General features: G+C 70.6%; 11 protein-coding genes. 3 read left to right on the top strand and 8 right to left on the bottom strand.

Features of this window, described 5'->3' with window-relative positions; genetic code table 11:
- Nucleotides 1-18: 18 nt before the first annotated feature.
- Nucleotides 19-291: a hypothetical protein gene (locus CMC5_RS18190; protein WP_050431617.1), complete on the bottom strand. Its 273-nt coding sequence runs from the start codon at nucleotides 289-291 to the stop codon at nucleotides 19-21.
- Nucleotides 292-562: 271 nt separating this feature from the next.
- Here CMC5_RS18190 and CMC5_RS18185 point away from each other — a divergent pair, with 271 nt between their 5' ends.
- Nucleotides 563-1,795: an ATP-grasp domain-containing protein gene (locus CMC5_RS18185; protein ID WP_050431616.1), complete on the top strand. Its 1,233-nt coding sequence runs from the start codon at nucleotides 563-565 to the stop codon at nucleotides 1,793-1,795.
- A 105-nt stretch (nucleotides 1,796-1,900) separates the two neighbouring features.
- Here the strand turns inward: CMC5_RS18185 and CMC5_RS18180 are convergent, their stop codons facing one another.
- Entirely contained in the window at nucleotides 1,901-3,439 is a 1,539-nt protein-coding gene (locus CMC5_RS18180; RefSeq protein ID WP_156338698.1) for a M17 family metallopeptidase, read from the bottom strand.
- Between the two features lie 103 nt (nucleotides 3,440-3,542).
- On the opposite strand from CMC5_RS18180, the gene CMC5_RS18175 reads away from it, so the two are divergent.
- Nucleotides 3,543-4,589: a YihY/virulence factor BrkB family protein gene (locus CMC5_RS18175; RefSeq protein ID WP_050431614.1), complete on the top strand. Its 1,047-nt coding sequence runs from the start codon at nucleotides 3,543-3,545 to the stop codon at nucleotides 4,587-4,589.
- A 136-nt stretch (nucleotides 4,590-4,725) separates the two neighbouring features.
- Here CMC5_RS18175 and CMC5_RS18170 read toward each other — a convergent pair whose 3' ends face one another.
- Nucleotides 4,726-5,838 (bottom strand): S-(hydroxymethyl)glutathione dehydrogenase/class III alcohol dehydrogenase, encoded by a 1,113-nt coding sequence (locus CMC5_RS18170; protein ID WP_050431613.1) that lies wholly within the window; start codon nucleotides 5,836-5,838, stop codon nucleotides 4,726-4,728.
- A gap of 183 nt (nucleotides 5,839-6,021) precedes the next feature.
- Complete coding sequence (locus CMC5_RS18165; RefSeq protein ID WP_050431612.1) at nucleotides 6,022-8,076, bottom strand: serine/threonine-protein kinase; 2,055 nt, start codon at nucleotides 8,074-8,076, stop codon at nucleotides 6,022-6,024.
- A 259-nt stretch (nucleotides 8,077-8,335) separates the two neighbouring features.
- Here CMC5_RS18165 and CMC5_RS18160 point away from each other — a divergent pair, with 259 nt between their 5' ends.
- A complete protein-coding gene (locus tag CMC5_RS18160; protein ID WP_050431611.1) occupies nucleotides 8,336-9,229 on the top strand; it encodes a helix-turn-helix domain-containing protein in 894 nt (297 codons plus the stop codon).
- A 37-nt stretch (nucleotides 9,230-9,266) separates the two neighbouring features.
- On the opposite strand, the gene CMC5_RS18155 is transcribed toward CMC5_RS18160, so the two are convergent.
- The 4 genes from CMC5_RS18155 to CMC5_RS18140 all read right to left on the bottom strand — a co-directional run bounded on the left by CMC5_RS18155 (nucleotide 9,267) and on the right by CMC5_RS18140 (nucleotide 17,474).
- Nucleotides 9,267-9,713 carry a hypothetical protein gene (locus CMC5_RS18155; protein WP_050431610.1) on the bottom strand — a complete coding sequence of 149 codons (447 nt, stop codon included), beginning with the start codon at nucleotides 9,711-9,713 and terminating at the stop codon, nucleotides 9,267-9,269.
- A gap of 172 nt (nucleotides 9,714-9,885) precedes the next feature.
- Nucleotides 9,886-10,545 carry a hydrolase gene (locus CMC5_RS18150; RefSeq protein WP_050431609.1) on the bottom strand — a complete coding sequence of 220 codons (660 nt, stop codon included), beginning with the start codon at nucleotides 10,543-10,545 and terminating at the stop codon, nucleotides 9,886-9,888.
- Nucleotides 10,546-10,703: 158 nt separating this feature from the next.
- On the bottom strand, nucleotides 10,704-15,566 hold the full coding sequence (locus CMC5_RS18145; RefSeq protein WP_050431608.1) for an alpha-2-macroglobulin family protein: 4,863 nt from the start codon (nucleotides 15,564-15,566) through the stop codon (nucleotides 10,704-10,706).
- 141 nt (nucleotides 15,567-15,707) lie between these two features.
- Nucleotides 15,708-17,474: a hypothetical protein gene (locus CMC5_RS18140; protein WP_050431607.1), complete on the bottom strand. Its 1,767-nt coding sequence runs from the start codon at nucleotides 17,472-17,474 to the stop codon at nucleotides 15,708-15,710.
- Between the last annotated feature and the right edge of the window lie 30 nt (nucleotides 17,475-17,504).

The raw sequence follows: 17,504 nt of genomic DNA, 5'->3' as shown, positions 1-17,504 counted from the left end.
GCACCGCGGCGCGACCCATCAATCGATGATCTTGGTCTCGTGCTTCTCCGGGTCGGGCGCGACGCATTCTTCGGCCGTCGCCATCGCCACTTCCATCTCTTCGGTGACGCTCGGAGAAGCCATCTTCTCACCGTTGGGCCCCGTGGCCTCCCACAGGAAACCACGCCGCTCGCCGGACTTCTCGGGAACCCAGCGGACCGAGAGGTTCCACCCGCGGATCTCCGCAGCGTAACTCCCATCCTCGTGGTTCCGCTGCCACGCCGACAGGGTCGGATGTCGCAGCTTGCTCATCGCCCCTCCTCTCGACCTGCGCGCTGCGCGGACCGCTCCGAGCGCACAAAACAAATGTCCCCGATCAGCGGCGCTCCCCCCCCGAGCAACGCCGCCAACCGGGGACGACAGGAACCTAGCAGACACCCCTCGGCCTTCGAGCCGGACAAGCCCGCAATCATCATGAGGCCGCACCTTACCTCAGGCCCTTCTGTCGGGATAGACCTCGACCCCTGCGTGACCCGCTGGATTTTTGACGGTCGGCCCGCCTACCCTGCCGACCCCGACGGACATGGAACAGCTAGACGTCCCTGCTATCGAGCCTATTTCGAGCAAGATCATCCTCTGCGTGGCGAGCTACTTCAAGGGAAATGACTTCCTGGATCAGTGCAAGCGCGAGGGCTGGAAGGTCGTGCTTCTCACGCACGAGTCACTCCTCACCAAGCCCTGGGTTCGCGAATCCATCGACGAGGTGTGGGCATTGCCGAACTTCACCGACTGGCGCGCGGTGGAGAACGCAGTCTGCTACCTCGCGCGCACCCGCGACTTCAGCCGCATCGCCCCGCTCGATGACTTCGACGTCGAGCTGGCCGCCCACCTGCGCGAGTACCTCCGCATCCCCGGCATGGGAGAGACCACCGCGCGCTACTTCCGCGACAAGCTCGCCATGCGCGCCCGCGCACGGGACCGAGGCATCGACGTCCCCGAGTTCGTTCACGTGCTCAACCACGATCGGATCCGCCGCTTCTGCCGCGAGGTGCCTGGTCCCTGGCTCCTCAAGCCGCGCGCGGAGGCCTCCGCGGTCGGCATCCGCAAGCTGAACAGCGAGGAGGAGATCTGGCCCATCGTCGAGGAGCTCGGCGACAAGCAGTCCACGTACCTGATCGAGCGGATGATCCCCGGCGACGTCTACCACGTCGACGCCATCATCTCGGAGCGTGAGACGCTCTTCTGCGAGGTCCATCGCTACAGGAAGCCCCTCCTCGAGGTGACCCACTCCGGCGGCATCTTCTCCACCCTCACCGTCGAGCGCGGCAGTGAGGTCGAGCGCAAGCTGCTCGACGCGAACCGGAAGATCGTCGAGCACATGAACCTCGTCCGAGGAGTCATCCACACCGAGTACATCCTCGGTCGCGATGACGGGAAGGTGTACTTCCTCGAGACCGCGGCGCGCGTCGGCGGCGCCCACATCAGCGATCTGGTGAGCGCGTCGACCGGCGTGAACCTCTGGCACGAGTGGGCACGCCTGGAGCTGCTCCAGGGAGAGCAACCCTACAAGCTCCCCGAGCGCCGGCACGACTATGCTGGCCTCATCGTCTCGCTGGCCCGCCAGGAGGTCCCCGATACGACCTCGTTCGAGGATCCCGAGATCGTCTGGCGCCTCAAGGACTACCCGCACCACGTCGGCTTCGTGGTCAGCGCCTCCACGCCGGAGCGCGTCGAGGAGCTCCTCGACCAGTACGAGCACCGCATCCTGCGCGACTACATGGCCGTGCTCCCCGCCCCCCTCACACCGACCGCCTGACGGCTCCAGCCCGACCGGCGAGCGTCGCTCGACGTCGCATCGCCCCCCCTCAGTCCCCCTCACATCACGAGTCGAGCGCTGCCGCCCCGGGGCGGCAGCCACACGTCACGCCTCGCTGCCCAGGTACGCGAGCAAGCTGCTCACCGGCACGCCGGTCGGCCGCCCGAACTGCCAGTCGGCGCCCTCGCAGACCACCCCGCCGATGTCGAGGTGCATGAACGGCAGCGCCGTCCCCTTGAGCCCCGACGCCACGTCCAGGAACGCGAACGGGAACTGGTGCCCGCGCGCCGTGTTCACCGTGGCCAGCCGGTTCGAGGACACCACGTCCTCCGCCGGCGTCCTCCCCGCGATGAAAGCGTAGTCTTCGCGGCGCGGCCTCAGGTGCTCCATCGGCTCGGCCCACTGCTCCGCCATCGCGCTCAGCCGCGCGATCTCCGCGCTCGCCGACGCGTTGCTCAGCGCACCCGTATACGGCCCGTGCGCGCGGTAGACGTGCCCTGTCAGCGTCGCCACCGAGAACAGCACCGGGTTCACCGTGCCCGAGGCCAGCTCGCGCGCCACCGCCAGCAGATCCGCCAGCACCAGCCGCCCCTCGGCGTCCGTGTTGCCGATGCGGACCCGCACCCCCGCACGGCTGCGGATCACCTCGTCGCTGACGAAGGCCTCCTCGCCCACGCTGTTGCGCACCAGCCCGAGCAGCCCCACCACCCGCACACCTTCCAGCCCGAGCGCCGCCGCCGCGCGCACCACCCCGGCCACCGCGCCAGCGCCGCCCTTGTCGCGCGACATGCCGGCCATGTGCCCATCGGTCTTCAGATCGGCCCCGCCCGTGTCGTACGTCACCCCCTTGCCGGCGAGCAGCACCGTCCGCTTGATCTCCCCTCGCGGACGGTAGTCGAGCCGCACCACGCAAGGCCGGTGCCGCTCCACCACCCGCGAGGCACGCGCCACCGCGCTGAGCAGCGGATAGTCTTCCACGTTGCGCTCCACCTTCACCAGCACCCCCGTGCGCGCGAAGGCCACCTCGCACAGCTCCGCCACCCGCACGGGCGCCATCCGCTCCGGATCTCCCGCCGTGATGTCGCGGCACAGCGCCCGACCCACCTCGATCGCCGCGAGTTCTCGCGCCCGCGGCTCCGAGAGCCCCAGCACCACCAGCGCCTCCGCCGAAGGGGGCGCCATCTCCCACTCCCGCGCCTCGATCGGCGCCCACTGCGTCCCCAGCGCCGCCAGCGTCGCCACTTCCAGCGCGCGCACGAACCGCCTGTCCGAAGGCGCCCGCACGAACAGCAACGGACGCCGCGCCCCCGCCGCCACCGCGCGCGCCATCGCGGCCGCGGCCGCCTCGGCGACCGACCGCACATCGTCGGTGTCTTCCTGGAGCGCCGTCATCGGGGCGACCACCACACGGCCACCGGGCACGCCCTGAGCGGCCAGCACGACGGGCGCGCACCGACCGGACAGCGCCGCATCGACCTTCGCCGCAGCCGTGATGGCCCCCGCGACGGCCTCACTCAGCCCCTCCAGGTGCTCGGTCACCGGCGAAGGCACCACCACCAGGACCGCATCACATGCCATCGCCGCCGGCGCGCCATCGAGCAGCGCGCGCTCCGGCAATCCCACCACGGACGTTACGTGCACCATGACCGCGGAGTTTTGCCCGAAGACGGCACGCTTGAAAAGAAAGATGGCGCCATCTGGACAGTCCCACCCCCGGGCACCATGGACCCGTCTGGGAGGTCGTCACGTGCGCTTGCTGGGAAGGAACGTTACCTGGGCTTCCACCAAGAAATACCTGGCCGCGCTCTACCACGAGTGGGACGCGGACAACGTCGAGGACGTCGCCGCCGCGCTCACGTTCTCGGGGGTCCTTGCCATCTTCCCCTTCCTTCTGTTCCTCGTCGCGCTCACGAGCCTCCTCCTCGACCCCAACGAGACCGCGGAGCTCATCGCCCAGCTCTATTCCGTCGCCCCCGTCGCGGTCGCCGACATCCTCAGCGAACGCCTCGACGCCCTGGGACATGGTGGCAGCCCTGGCCTCCTCACCCTCGGCGGTGTCGCCGCTCTCTGGGCTGCCTCCAGCGGGATCGCCGCCCTCTCGCGTGCCCTCAACGCGGCTTACGACGTCACCGAGACGCGCCCCTGGTGGAAGGTGAGGCTCCTCGGCATCGGCGTCACTTTCGGCGCTGCCCTGCTCGCGCTCGTCGCGGCGCTCATTGCCATCGTCACCCCCGCCATCGTCAACTTCTTCGGCCTGGGTGGCCTCAACCCCTTGTTTCTCCTCCTCCGCCTCCCCGTCGCCGCGCTGCTGATGATGTTCGTGCTGGCGATGCTCTACCAGGTCCTCCCGAACCGGAAACACCGCTTCCACCTGTTCACCCCGGGCTCGGTGGTCGCCGTCCTCCTCTGGCTCATCGCCTCGGTCGGCTTCTCCACCTACGTCACCAACTTCGGTAGCTACGAGGTCACCTACGGCGCGCTCGGCGGCGTCATCGTGATGCTCATGTGGATGTGGATCTCGTGCCTCGCCATCCTCCTCGGCGCCGAGATCAACGCCCTCGCCGAGCGCAAGGGCGAGAAGAAAGACGGCAAACCCGCGAAGACGTCCCCCGACGGCCCCATCGACGCCGCCCTGTCGAAGGCCGAAGGCGAGACCGGTTCCACGTCGGATCTCTCCGGGTCTCCCCGCAAAGCCACTCCGCCGGCGTCACGCTCCGCCTCGCTCTCGTATGGCGCCTTCTCGGCGCTGCTCCTCGGCTTCTTCCTCGGACGCCGCCGCACCGGCTCCCGCTGACGCACCTCGACCAACCCGGCAAGCACGCCGCCGTTGCACAAAACCGAACGAGGGAGCCTTCGCTCCCTCGTCCTTCTCGCAGCACCCCTGCCAGCACGCCGCCTCGCAGCGGGGAGCATGGGCAACCGGCTCGAGACTAGAAGACCACCACGCTCCGGATCGACTCCCCCGCGTGCATCAGATCCAGCGCGTGGTTGATCTGATCGAGCGGCATCGTGTGGGTGATCAGATCATCGATGATGATCTTCTTCTCCATGTACCAGTCGACGATCTTCGGCACATCCGTGCGGCCCCGCGCCCCACCGAACGCCGACCCCTTCCATACCCGGCCCGTCACGAGCTGGAACGGCCGCGTCGAGATCTCCTGCCCCGCGCCGGCCACCCCGATGATCACGCTCGTCCCCCAGCCCCGGTGGCAGCATTCCAGCGCCTGGCGCATCACCTTCACGCTGCCCACGCACTCGAAGCTGTAGTCCGCGCCTCCATCGGTCAGGTTCACCAGGTAGGGCACCAGCTCGTTCTCGGGCATGTCCGAGGGGTTCACGAAGTGCGTCAGCCCGAACTTCTCGGCGAGCGCCTTCCGCTTCGGGTTCAGGTCCACGCCCACGATCTTGTCGGCGCCCGCCATCCGCGCACCCTGGATCACGTTCAGCCCGATCCCGCCGAGCCCGAACACCACCACGTTGTCGCCGGGCTGCACCTTCGCGGTGTTGATCACCGCCCCGATGCCCGTCGTCACCCCGCAGCCGATGTAGCAGACCTTGTCGAACGGCGCGTCCTCCCGGATCTTCGCCACCGCGATCTCCGGCAGCACCGTGAAGTTCGAGAAGGTCGAGCACCCCATGTAGTGCTTCACCGACTCGTTCCCGAGCTTGAACCGGCTGCTCTTGTCGGGCATCAGCCCTTGCCCCTGCGTCGCGCGGATCGCCGTGCAGAGGTTCGTCTTCCGGCTCAGGCACGACTTGCACTGCCTGCACTCCGGCGTGTAGAGCGGCACCACGTGGTCGCCCTTCTTGACGCTCGTCACGCCGGGCCCCACGTCGACGACCACGCCAGCACCCTCGTGCCCGAGGATGCAGGGGAACAGCCCCTCGGGATCCGCGCCAGACCGCGTGAACTCGTCGGTGTGGCACACGCCGGTGGCCTTGATCTCGACCATCACCTCCCCTGCGCGAGGCCCCTCGACCTGCACGGTCTCGATGGTCAACTTCTCGCCCGCCTTGTAGGCAACGGCTGCGCGGCTATCCATGCGTCGCTCCTCCTTGGTTCCACCGCTCACCAGCCGCGCCAAGCGGCCAGCCCGCTACCCTTAACCGCGCCACGAACTCGGTTGCAAGGGCGCTGAACTGTGCAGCGCGACGCTCTGGCAGGTGTGCATGAGCCCCCTCACCTCGCCACCGACGGGATCACATGACACCCCGCCAGCCGACGCTCAACGCTGCGCCCGCCCCTCGATGATCCCTCCGTCCGCCGTCATCGCGATCACCGTCCCCAGGTCAGTGAACAGCGAGACGATCGGCGCGGTCCACGCCTCGTCCCGCCAGATGCAGCCCCAGCGCCCAGGCTGACTCCCGCCCCCCTCCCCCTGGTCGCGATGCACCCAGATCCGCCCTGCGCTCGCTGCCCACCCGCGCCCCATCGCGTCGAGCGCCACCGCCGAGATGTCCCGCCCCACCTCCACCAGCTCCGTCACCGTCGCCCCGTCCCGGAACCACAGCGCCGCGCCCTCCGCGCCCGTCGAGAGGCCCAGCCCCAGCTCGTGCCTCCCTGCGCACGCGAGAAACGCCCTCACCCCGGGCGCTGCCAGCGGACGCACCTCCCAGTCCAGCGGCGCGTACAGCACCACGACCCCCCGTCCGTCCACCCCGCGACCTGCCACCAGCCAGTGCGTGTCGTCCACCCGCGCCATGGCCATCACCACCGCCACCCCCTTCAGCGGCAACGGCTTGAGCCAGCGCTTCCCGCTCAGCGCGCACAGCATCGGCTCTTCTCCTGGCGCCTGCCCCACCAGCACCGCCAGATCCTCGAAGTCACCGCTCATCAGCTCGAACCGCGTCCGCATCCCCCCGAGGTGCCGCAGCTCTCCCAGCCCCTCTGGCGTGTACGTCGCGAAGATCGCGTCGTCCGCCACCACCAACCACCGCCCGGCTCCCACCCGCCGCGTCAACCGCACCCCAGCAGGATCGGGCAACCCGCTCGTGTCCACATCGGCCCAGGCCGACCCATCCCAGAACGACAGCCCTGCCGTCGTCGCCGCCATGCAGCGCCCATCGCCGTCCCATGCCGCGCTGCGCACCACCCGCGTCTCCTCCCCCGCGCCCCCTCGCCCTGACGCCCCGAACCCCCGCACCATCGTCCACGTCCATGGCGCCACCTGCGCCATCTCCTCCCGCGCGCGCAGCCGATCCAGCCGCAGCGCCGCCCCGGTCCCCGAGCCCAGCGCTTCCGGACGCGCGTCCCGCAGCCACGGCACCACCATCGCAGAGAGCGCGTCCGCCCGCTGCGGCCGCTTCCCGATCACGTGGCTCGTCGCTGCCGCCAGCGCGAAATCGATGGACCGGCATGCCGCATCCGACGCCCGCAGCGCAGGCGAGAGCCCCAGCGCATCCCGCACGCTACGCCGCTCCTTGCTGCACATCGCCGCCAGCGCCTGCCCCGGGTTCAGCACATCGAAGTACTCCTCCCCGGTCAGCAGGTAATAGATGAGCGCCGCCAGACTGAAGATGTCCGACGCCGGCCCCAGCGCCTGCTGCTCGTACGCCGTCAGCTCGGGCGCCGCGTACCCCAGCGTCCCCAGCATCGTTCCCCCGAACGTCCCGCTGAACCCAGCTGGCCGCGCCACCCCGAAATCGGCGATCTTGAAGATCTCGTCCTCCCCGAACCCGCAGCACAGCACGTTGTCCGGCTTCAGATCCCGGTGAATGACCCCCACCGCGTGCACCGCCGACAGCCCCGCCGTCAGACATTGCACCGCGTGCGCCGCTCGCCCGGGATCGAACGCCGCCCCCGTCGTCCGCAGGCTGTGCTCCACCCGCTGCGTCAGCGTCGTCCCTTCTGCCCCCCCGTGGACGTACTCCAGCACCAACCAGGGCAATGCGACCCCCTCCCCCGAAGCCATCGTCATCACGGCGCTCCCCGCATCCAGCAAGCGCACCACGAATGGCGTCGGCGGCACGTGGGCGTTCAGTCTCCCGAGCGCCACCGCCTCCTTGGAAACGATCAGCTCCGCTGTCCCTCCCCCCCGTCGCACGAACCAGGGCCGCAGCACCTTGAGCACGACCGGGATCTCTCCCTCCGGCGCCGCCCGCAGAGCGTAGTAGGCGACCGACATCGCCCCCTCTCCTGCCACCTGCTCCACCCGGTAGACCACCCCGGGCACCACCTGGGAAGGGATCTCCGAGCCCACACCGAGCGGCGGCAGCTCCTCGATTTCATCGAGATACGACGGAAGGGGTCCCCTCCCCTGTCCACCCACGACCTGCACCATAGATGGCGCATCCTAGATCGCGATGCCGGGCCGTCGATGGCCAAACCCAGGCATCCCGCATTCACCTCGCCCGCGGCAGGGGAGAGAGCCCGAAGAATCCACCTTCTCCCGCTCCGTCGCCTTCCCTGGCGCTCCCGACGGTCACGCATCCCCGGGCGCGGCCGACGCCCCCGTGCTGCCGGTCGACATGGGGGTAAGCTGCGCAAGCTCAGGTGAGCTGGACAGCACCGGATGAGCTGGCCAGGGTCGAGGAACGCGCGTGAACACATTCCCAGGTGAACCCATCATCGGCGCTCCCCACGGGGTCACCGCCGTCGAACACCGCAGCCGGACCTGGAATGGCGTCACGGTCCACGCGCTGACGATCCATGTCGCGCCCGGCGAGGCGTGGAGCCTCCTGACCGGGGAGCAGACCAGCCTCTCCATCGTCCTCGATGAGATTGGCGGCCGCGTCGAGCCACGGCTGAAGCGCGAGCAGCCCCTCGTGTCGCGCCGAGCAGCGCCTGGGCACATCAACTTCTCTCCCGGCGGGATGCCCCTCTGGGGCTACACCGACGGGCTGCGCCATGTGAAGGAGGTCCGCCTCGACTTCGACTTCACCGCCCTCCCCGCCGTGCTCGGCGAGGATCTGGATCGCTTGAAGATCCAGACGCCGCGCATCCACTTCCACGACGACCGCATCGTCCACCTGGGCGCCCTCCTCACCGCCGCGTGCGAGGCTCCGGACGAGCACAGCGCGCTCTACGGCGACAGCCTCACGCTCGCCCTGCTCATCGATCTGCTTCGCCTGGGCACCCCGCAACCCGAGGAGCGCTCGCGCGGCGGCCTGGCGCCATGGCAGCTCCGGCGGGTCACCGACTACCTGCGTGCCCACCTCTCGGACAATGTGCGCCTCGAAGAGCTCGCTACGATGACCGGCCTGTCCCAGTCCCAGTTCAGCCGCGCCTTCAAGGCCTCGACCGGCTCACCACCTCATCGCTGGCAAATGAACGAGCGGATCCTGCAGGCCCAGCAGCACCTCGTCCAGGGCTCCTCGAGCCTCGCCGAGATCGCGCTCGCCACGGGCTTCACCGAGCAGAGCCATTTCACGCGCGTCTTCAGCCGCATGGTCGGCGCCTCGCCGGGCGCCTATCGGCGCGCACGACGCGGCTGAAGATGCCGGACGAGCGCCGGTCGACTTCCAGGTCGATTCAGGTGAGATCTGCCGCCGTAATGGTCAGCGTACCGGACCTCCAGTGCTTGCGATGCTCCGGCGGATTTTGCAGGACCGCCATCAGCCGGTCGTATCCGGGGATCTGCGAGTCCCAGCAATCGATCACACCGAAGATATTGGCCCTGGAAATATCTGCATCATTCTGACGCAGGATCTCGCCCACCCTGTCGGCTTCTTCCTCCCTGAACGGGGCCGCGTCATTCCCGTCATCGTCCCCCGTACCGAAGATCGAGAGATGGATGCCGATCAGCTTCGTGCCGACCGGACATACCACGACGATGCACGACGTCACTTCCGACGTATGGATCGTGCGACCAATGCAGTATCGCCGTTCAGCAATCACCCCGGTCGCTGGTTCAATGGCCCCGTATATCATGATGACCCCCATCTCAAGGATGAGGCGTGAATGGTCGGCGTCAACCACGCGGCCGTCTCGATCAACGGGCGATGAACGTCCGGGCCGAGCGCTCCCCCATGGAGTGTCGAGGAGACGGGAAAGCAAGACGCGCGTCTACCGAGTGAATGCTCGTTCGAGAGCGACCGCATGGCGAACGTCCGCGACGCCGAGCAGAGCGCCAGCGTCGCGGACCTCGCCCTCACTTCCCTCGCGGCACGAGCCCGAGGAGCTGGTACTCCCAGGCGAGGTTCGTGCCGACATGGCCGCCGTGGGCAAGGATGATCTCGGCGAGCTTCTCCGCCGTCTCCAGCCGCGCCCAGTCCCGCTGCAGCTCCGAGAGCACCACCGTCGACGTGAGCGGCACCGCGCCCGCCTGGATCATCCGGTGGATGGCCATCTCGTGGGCCTCCTTGCTGACACCGCCGGACGCATCCGTGACGAAGTACACCTCGTAGCCGTCCCCCAGCGCGTGGATCACCGGGAATGCCAGGCAGATCTCGGTCCATAGCGCCGCCATGATGATCTTCTTGCGCCCGGTCTTCTTGACCCACTCGACGCAGCGCGGATCTTCCCACGTATTGATGGTCGTCCGATCGATCGGCTTCTGCTCGGGGAATACATCCTGCAATGGCTTGATCAGGTAGCCACCACGTTCCTCGATCACCGTCGTCAGCAACGTCGGCACGCCGAACGCCTTCGCGCCCTTCGCCAGCATGACCACGTTGTTGATCATCGTGTTGGGATCGACGTTCTGCACACCGCTGACCTGGAAGGGCTGGTGATCAATCAGCACCAGCGCGCAGTTGTCCGGCGTCAACAATGCATCGAGCCCGATCTTGTCGTTCTTCGCAGTAGCCATGTTCAATCTCCTGATCGCGACGGAGCGCGTTTCTGGACGCAAGCTATCGACCTCGCGCTCCGGAAGATTGAACGTTCCTCGCATCCCTTGAACGAAACCGGCTCGAGAGCACCCGGCGACGCGCACCAGCAGCGCATCGAGCCCCCCCCGCCGCCACCTCACTCCGCCCGCAGCGCCCTCGCTGGCGCCACCGCCCGCGGCAGCTCCTCCAGCGCCACCTTCGCCCGCGCCTCGGGCACCGTCATCTTCCCTCCCAGGCTGAACCGCAGCGGGATCTCCAGCCGCGCCGCCTTCCCGTCCGCCGCGATCGCTGCCCGCACCAGCAGCGCGCCTTGCACCTGCCGCACCCCCTTCACGGCCGCTGCCAGCGACACCCCCGGCGGCAGCGGGATCCGCGCATCCACCTCGTGGGCCCGCCCCAGCCGGCTCTGCAGCGCCACCCGCAGCGTCCCCACGCCCCCCGCGCGCGCCTGCTTCGGCCAGTCCACCTCGATCTGCACCGGGCTCTCGCGCACGTCCGGAGGGCTCGACCACCGCCGCAGCGCCGGCCGCTCCAGCCGCGCCATCACCCCGGGCCCCACCACCGACAGCACCACATCGACCGTCGATGCCCCGAGCGGCACCACCACCTGCCCCGCCGGCCCGACCTCCACCTCCTGCACCGGCCCTTCCACAGCGCCCGTGCCCTCCCCCCCGGACCCCGCGCGCCGCTCCCAGGGCATCACCTTCACCCGCGACACCCCTGCGGCCGCCTTCTCCGACCCCTCGTGTGCCAGCAGCGCCCGCACCACCGACCGCGTCCCCAGCGTCGACCCGTACCCCCCGCGAACGTCCCCTTGCACGCCCACCCACCCGAACAACGCCCCTGCCGGCGCCGCGCTCTTTCCGAGCCCAGCGCTCCGCAGCAGCGCCGCGTACACCACGGCCCGCGCCCCCCGATCGCTCGCCTGCGCCGACGACAGCGACACCCCCCCGCTCACGCGCAGCGCCACCTTCGACCGCAGCTCATCGGCGAGCCCAGACGCCAGCGCCACCCGGTGCGGCCGCTCCGCCAGGGCCAGCACCGCCCGCGCGAGCGCCACGGCGTCCCCGCCCTCCTGCGCGGCCGCCACCGTCTCGGTCACGAACGCATCCCAGCAGGCCAGCGCCGCCCCGCCCTCGGGCATCGGCTCCACCTCGAGCGCCTCCAGCGCCTCGTCCAGCCCGCGCTTCCCCAGCTCCTCTGCGGGGCAGCCGGCGTCCTTCGGCAGCATCGACACCAGCGCCTCGGGTGCGAACGCCCGCGCCCGCCGCTCCGGCCCCCAGAACAGCACCTCCCGCTTCCCCTCCTTGAAGGCCAGCAGCCGCCCCACCGCGCGCCGCTCCACCTCGCCAGCGCGCCCTGCCAGCTTCGCCCCGGCCTCTCCCCGCGCCGTCGCCCACCGCTTGATCCGCGCTGCCACCTCCAGCGCATCCGCCATCGCCCGCGGCGATCCCAGCCGATCGGGTTCCACCGACTCCAGCGCTGCCGAAAGCGCCCCCGCAATCCCTCGCTCCAGCACCAGCCGCGGCGCCCCTGCCAGTACGTGCACCCGCGCATCCAGCGGCGCTTGCAGCATCGTCTCGGCCTTGGCCTCCCCTGAACCCGCCTCCACCCACTGCGCCGCCGTCAGATCCGTCGCCTCCCCCGGCGCGCGCACCTCCCACGAGTGACGCGCCGTGTCCCCCTCCAGCCCGGCCGCGCTCACCCGCGCCGACAGCGCTGCCTTCCCGGCCTTCGACGCCCGCACCCGCACCCGCACCGGCGTCGCGCCTCCAGCCGGCACCTCCACCACCTGCGCCTTGTCGCTCTCGCGCACCAGCCCCGCCACCCCTTCCGCCGCGATCGCCAGCGACGCCCGGAGCGCCTTCGCCGACCGGTTGCGCACCGACAGCGCCACGTCCACCTCGTCGCCCGTCACCCACGACGCCCCCGCGTTCACCCGCACCGACAGCGGCAACGACGCCGCCACGTCCAGCGTCGTCGTCGCCGTCGACCCCTGATCCGGCGCCCCCACGAACGCGATCCGCCACGTCGTCTCCACGTCGCCCAGCGGGATCTTCATCCGCAACTTCCCGTCCGACCCCGTGCGCACCGGCGGCGACCAGTAAAACACCCCCGTCGACAGCGACGCCGACCGCCGCACGTGCGCCCCCGCGAGCCGCCCGTGCCCGGACCCGAACCCCTGCCCCGAGCCCGTCCCGCTCCCGTACCCCACGGTGGTGATCGTCCCCATCCCCAGCGTCATCCCCGTCATCGCCGTCAAGAGCCGCTCCCATGACGCCACCGTCGCGTCCCCCACCTCCATGTCGAACCGCGCGTCCACGATCTCGTCCTCGCCCAGCGCCTCCGCGTAGGGCGACCCCGACCGCACCACCCGCTCGAACGGATCCTTCACATCGTCGCCCGTCCCGATCCGCCCATCCGGCCCAGGCGATTGCAGCGCGAAGCCCCGCGTCACCGTCAAGAAGGGCGCCGACGCCGCCCCCGTCTTCACGAACTGGATCGTCCCGCCCCACGGATCCAGCAGCAGATCCTCCGAGATCTTCTCGTCCCGCACCGCGCGCCGCAGCAGCGCTCCGGGATCCTTCAGCGCCGGCTCGTCCATGTCGAGCTGCCGATCCCGCCGCAGCTCCCGCAACGCCGACAGCACCTTGAACAGCTTCAGCCGCGTCACCCGCCGCGCCACGTTGTCGAACGTCACCTGCCCGTCCACCGCCACCAGGTCCGCGAGCCCCACCGGCTCTCCCCCGGGCGTGTTCGGCGGCGCGTCCATCGCCGCCGTCACCAGCGTCATCAGCTCCGGGTTGAACTGGAAGCCCCCCGGCCCTTTGCGCGCCACATCCCGCATCCGCTCCGGCGATGCCGACGCCTCGTACACGGCCCCCTCCAGCGACCGCAGCACCTGCCCGAACGCCTCGCGCATCGTCGTCGTCGCGGTCCCGGCCGGATCATGGTTCGCCTCTCGCGGCGAGCGCACCTCGGCCCCGAGCGCCGCCCGACGCAGCGGATCCAGCGCCGTATCCCCGCTCAGGAACGCATCACACCGCTCCCGCTCCACCGACACCTTCCCGCAGAGCCGCGTCCGCGTGTCGAGCCCCGCGATCCCGTGCACCGAACCGCCCCCGTACAGATCCACGACCACCGCCGCGATCGTCCCGGGGAGCCCCCCACCCGGATCGCCGGACAGCGCGAGCTCCACCTCCACCATCCCCCCTGGCACCGCGCGCCCGCCCACGAGCTTCGCTTCCAGCCGCGGCAGCACCCGCGGTGTCACCAGCAGCGCCCCGCCAGCGCGCAGCGCCTCCGCCCCCGACCGAGGCGACAGCGCCCACAGCGACCACACCCCAGCCGCCCCTTGCGGCACCGTCAGCGACCCCGCCCGCCCCTCGAACCACGCGCCTCCGGCCCGCGACTGATCCTCCGACGAGAGCAGCGTGCTCCACCACGCCCCCTCGTCCTTCCCGCGCCCACCGCCGGCCCCGCCCCGTCCACCGAGTCCCGCCCCTGGCCCTGGCATCCGGAGCTGCACCGCGGCCGCCTCTCCTGCCCGCACCACCGCCTTCTCCGGCACCATCAGCGCCCCGGCGCCCCGGTTCACCGACGCGCACAGCACGAACGGCGCGCTCCTCCCCCGCAGCGCCGCGATCGCCTCGGCCGGCCGCACCGTCACCGCCGCTGCCACCCCACCCGCGCACGGCCCCACGGCGCGGAAGCCCCCCAGATCCACCGGCGCCTGCCACGTCACCTCCGCCTCTCCGAACGCATCCGTCGTCACCGACGCCCGCAGCCCGTCCGCCTCCACGTGGAACGCACCCGACACCGGCTCGTAGCGCCCATCGAGCACCCGCACGAGCATCCGCTGCGTCACCCCGGGCACGATCACCCCGCCCTCCGGATGCAGCGTCACCTCCGACGTCCGGCTCTCCACCGCCACCGTCGCCTCGCGCGACAGCGGCCGCCCCTCGAACACCGCCCGCGCCACCACCCGCAGCTCGGACCCCACCCCTTGCACCACCGTCGTCGGCGCCATCGCCGTCCCCTTGATCTCCCCGGCCACGTCGGTGTGCACCAGCGTCGACGCCTTCTCCCACGCCTTCTCTTCCGTCGGCGGCTTCGTCCCCTTCTGCCCCACCCAGACCCGCACCGGCAGCCCCACCACGGGCAGCTCCGCCCCGTCCCGCACCCGCAGCACGTACGCGGCCTGCTCCCCTGCCCCCACCTCCGGCGTGTCCCACGTCGCCGTGAGCCGCGGCTCCCCTGGCGTCTCCTCGCGTGGCGTGAGCGACATCGACGCCGACCCAGCCGACTCCCCGGCCACCAGCGACCGCGCCCGCAGCGTCCACGACCACGCCGGCTCCTCGGTCCAGGGGATCTGCACCCGCGCCATCGCCACCCCCGCCGCGTCGGTCTTCACCACCGCCGACTGCCGCGCCACCCCGCCCTCCAGGAGGCTCACCTCCACCGGCGCGTTCGCCACCGGCAGCCCCGTCGCCGCCCCTTCCACCGTCACCCACGCCGACAGCGCCCCCCCGGGTACCACCCGCTGATCCGGCACCCGGAGCGCCACGTCATGCGTGGCCGTTCGCCTCACCTGCAGCACCTGCGTGCGCTGCCGATCCCCCACCCGCACCCCGACGAGCAGCTTCAGCTCCTGCGGCACCCCCTCGGGGATGGGCACCTCCAGGTGCGCCCGCCCTCCCGCGTCCGTCGTCGCCTGCACCGGCGGCGGCACCGCGCTCACCTCGCCGAGATGCTCCGGATCCCACACCGCCTCGACCGTCACCGCTTCCAGCGGCCGCTGCGCGAGCGCCGTCGGGTAGCCGAGCGCCACGACCTGCACCGGCAAGCGCGACCCCGGCGCCCCCCGGTCTGGCGCATGCAGGAAGAGGTCGAGCCCGCGGGCCACGGCCTCGGGACCGGAAGGGGCCGCGCCAGAGGGAGCTGAACCGAGGGCCGCCGACAGCGCAAGGGCGCTCAGGAGGAAGCGGGATCGACGCATGGGCCTCTGGACATACCCGAGCGCCGGAGGTTCCAGAAGAAGCGATGCGCGAAGAGATGCCGGGGTCCTGGGGAGCAACCGGGGTCGATGGCGTGCGGCCGTCCGTTCGTGTGAGGGCTCACTCGTGTGCGCGCGCCGACGTCACGCGTAGAGCTTCGAGCCCTCGTCGAGCAGCCCGCGCAGCGCATCGTCCGCGCCTCGCCTCAGTCGTTCGAACGCATCCCGCGCCGACGTGTCCCCCCCATCGTAGCCATACGCATGAAACGCCAGCCGCCCGATCGCCGCTCGCTGCACCGCCGTCACCGGATCGCGCGCCAGGGCGACCACCGTGCGCGTCGAGGCCCGAGGGTTGTCCGCCACCACCGCCCGAACCGCTGGATCGGCGTGCCCGGCCAGCAGGACCAGCTCCAACTCGTTCGCCTCGTACGACGCGGCCCGCACGCCAGCGTGACGCTCACTCGCGCGTGAAGGCTCCGGACAGTCCGACTTGCTCACGGCCTCGGCGCGAACGGCAGCCACCGGATCGTCGAGGAGACGGCTCCAGATCCCGTCGTCGAAGAAGTCCCACATCTCACGGATCAGCGCGACGCGCGCCCGGGGATCGGGATTCTCGAACGCCAGCTCCGCAAGCGCGTCATCCCAGTCCTCGCAGACGGCAAACCCGTGGATCTGCGCCTCGGGATCGTGCTCGACGTACCCCGAGATCCTCGTCGGCAGCTCCGCGAGCGTCTCGTCCGCGGGGTCCCTCGTCTGCATCGAATCGTACAGCCCGATCCGCTGCGCCGCGGAGAGCCGGCCCAGCCACACGGGGCGCTCCTCCTCTGGCGTCGCACCGAACTGCCGCCACAGCTCCACGTCCCCTCGCCGTTCGAGCGGCGGCAGCGCGATGGCCTCCGCGGAATACGCATCCGCTACCCGCGGGAACGCCTCGAGCGGCCCGGCATCCCGCGACAGCCCCGTGCACGTGATCGGCCCCTCCGCGAACGCCCCCTCTTCCGCCATCCGCCACAGCGCATCGAGCCAGGCGAACAGCTCGTCGTCGGAGCGCGCTGCGAGCGGCCCGAAGCACCCGACCGACAGCCCGGCCAGCGCCTCCGTCGGAGGCAGCGCCGCAGCCACCTCGCCGTCCGACGTCACCACGCGCAGCCGCAGATCACGAGCGATCCCCAGCGACACCCCACCCAGCACCTCGGCCAGCCAGGGAAGCCGGTGCGCCGCCATCACGTACGGCGCGTACGCTTCGAGCACCAGCGCGAGCATCCCGACGACCGCCCCGGCGGCGAAGTCGTCGTCCTCCAGCGCATTCCGGAGCGTGTCGTGCTCCGCCGACCGCGCGACATGCTCCCCCGTCAGCGCCGTCATCACCAGCTCCTGAGTCCACACCGGCGCCGTCGCGTTGGTGAAATCCCAGAGCGCGAGCGCGTCCGCCCAGCCGTCCCCGCGCGCCTCGCCAGCCCCGAGGTACTCGGTCAGCTCGAAGCGCCTTCCGTCATCCCAGCCGAAGTAGGAATCATTCAGGAACACCTGGACGTGATCTCCCGGCACCGCGCGCACGAGCGCCACAAACGCATCGATCCGCGCCCGAAGCACCTCGCTCCCCGGTCGAACCCCCTCCGCATGCTCGGGCACCCCCCGCCGCTGCGCGATCGCGGACAGCTCCCGCGCAAACTGCTCCGAGAGCCTCGACGCTCGCCCCTGGAGACGCGCAAGCGCCCGCTCCTTCCGCGCGAACAACGTCAACTGCCGCCGCTCCTTGCTCCACGGCAAGGCCACGATGTCCCCCGGATCGAACAGCGCGAGGAACGCGAGCGGAACGACGGACGCATACGCGACCTCCACATCCCCGCCCGTCCTCATCGCCGATGGCGTCGACCGCGACGTGGAAACCAACTGGAAGCTCTGGCTCATCGGCGCGGGAGCTTCGCCTGGGAGCGCCCT

The sequence above is a fragment of the Chondromyces crocatus genome, assembly GCF_001189295.1.
GTDB classification, from domain to species: domain Bacteria; phylum Myxococcota_A; class Polyangia; order Polyangiales; family Polyangiaceae; genus Chondromyces; species Chondromyces crocatus.
The sequence above is the reverse complement of the archived record's forward strand: the minus strand, read 5'-3'. Positions and strand labels throughout refer to the sequence as shown.

Coding starts and splice junctions, on each gene's coding strand:
- CMC5_RS18190 (WP_050431617.1), bottom strand. CDS start 291: ATGAGCAAGCTGCGACATCCGACCCTGTCGGCGTGGCAGCGGAACCAC.
- CMC5_RS18185 (WP_050431616.1), top strand. CDS start 563: ATGGAACAGCTAGACGTCCCTGCTATCGAGCCTATTTCGAGCAAGATC.
- CMC5_RS18180 (WP_156338698.1), bottom strand. CDS start 3,439: ATGGTGCACGTAACGTCCGTGGTGGGATTGCCGGAGCGCGCGCTGCTC.
- CMC5_RS18170 (WP_050431613.1), bottom strand. CDS start 5,838: ATGGATAGCCGCGCAGCCGTTGCCTACAAGGCGGGCGAGAAGTTGACC.
- CMC5_RS18165 (WP_050431612.1), bottom strand. CDS start 8,076: ATGGTGCAGGTCGTGGGTGGACAGGGGAGGGGACCCCTTCCGTCGTAT.
- CMC5_RS18150 (WP_050431609.1), bottom strand. CDS start 10,545: ATGGCTACTGCGAAGAACGACAAGATCGGGCTCGATGCATTGTTGACG.
- CMC5_RS18145 (WP_050431608.1), bottom strand. CDS start 15,566: ATGCGTCGATCCCGCTTCCTCCTGAGCGCCCTTGCGCTGTCGGCGGCC.
- CMC5_RS18140 (WP_050431607.1), bottom strand. CDS start 17,474: ATGAGCCAGAGCTTCCAGTTGGTTTCCACGTCGCGGTCGACGCCATCG.